This is a genomic window from Corynebacterium sp. c25Ua_47 (assembly GCF_039907205.1).
GTDB classification, from domain to species: domain Bacteria; phylum Actinomycetota; class Actinomycetes; order Mycobacteriales; family Mycobacteriaceae; genus Corynebacterium; species Corynebacterium hiratae.
This window is the reverse complement of the sequence record NZ_JASBOH010000031.1, coordinates 1-1339: the sequence shown is the minus strand read 5'-3', so window position 1 is coordinate 1339 and position 1339 is coordinate 1. Positions and strand designations below refer to the sequence as shown.

The following is a 1339-nucleotide window of genomic DNA, read 5'->3' as shown; positions in this document are numbered from 1 at the left end:
GCTCCTTAGAAAGGAGGTGATCCACCCGCACCTTCCGGTACGGGTACCTTGTTACGACTTCGTCCCAATCGCCGATCCCACCTTCGACAGCTCCCTAACAAGTTTAGGCCACTGGCTTCGGGTGTTACCAACTTTCATGACGTGACGGGCGGTGTGTACAAGGCCCGGGAACGTATTCACCGCAGCGTTGCTGATCTGCGATTACTAGCGACTCCGACTTCATGGGGTCGAGTTGCAGACCCCAATCCGAACTAAGGCCGGCTTTCAGCGATTCGCTCCACCTCACAGTGTCGCTGCGCGTTGTACCGACCATTGTAGCATGTGTGAAGCCCTGGACATAAGGGGCATGATGATTTGACGTCATCCCCACCTTCCTCCGAGTTAACCCCGGCAGTCTCTCATGAGTCCCCAACCAAATGCTGGCAACATAAGACAAGGGTTGCGCTCGTTGCGGGACTTAACCCAACATCTCACGACACGAGCTGACGACAACCATGCACCACCTGTACACCAGCCACAAGGGACACTACATCTCTGCAGCAATCTAGTGTATGTCAAGCCCAGGTAAGGTTCTTCGCGTTGCATCGAATTAATCCACATGCTCCGCCGCTTGTGCGGGCCCCCGTCAATTCCTTTGAGTTTTAGCCTTGCGGCCGTACTCCCCAGGCGGGGCGCTTAATGCGTTAGCTACGGCACAGAAGACGTGGAAGCCCCCTACACCTAGCGCCCACCGTTTACGGCATGGACTACCAGGGTATCTAATCCTGTTTGCTACCCATGCTTTCGCTCCTCAGCGTCAGTAACTGCCCAGAGACCTGCCTTCGCCATCGGTGTTCCTCCTGATATCTGCGCATTTCACCGCTACACCAGGAATTCCAGTCTCCCCTACAGCACTCAAGTTATGCCCGTATCGCCTGCACGCCCGAAGTTAAGCCCCGGAATTTCACAGACGACGCGACAAACCACCTACGAGCTCTTTACGCCCAGTAATTCCGGACAACGCTCGCACCCTACGTATTACCGCGGCTGCTGGCACGTAGTTAGCCGGTGCTTCTTATACAGGTACCGTCACAAAAGCTTCGTCCCTGTCGAAAGGAGTTTACAACCCGAAGGCCGTCATCCCCCACGCGGCGTCGCTGCATCAGGCTTCCGCCCATTGTGCAATATTCCCCACTGCTGCCTCCCGTAGGAGTCTGGGCCGTATCTCAGTCCCAATGTGGCCGTACACCCTCTCAGGCCGGCTACCCGTCGACGCCTTGGTAGGCCATTACCCCACCAACAAGCTGATAGGCCGCGAGCTCATCTTGCACCGAAAAAACTTTCCAACCACCACACTAAA

At 56.0% G+C, this 1339-nt stretch carries 1 rRNA gene; it reads right to left on the bottom strand.

Annotation, left to right across the window (positions count from 1 at the left end):
• Positions 1–9: 9 nt before the first annotated feature.
• Positions 10–1339, bottom strand: a 16S ribosomal RNA gene (locus tag QKE52_RS13285); the annotation flags it as partial.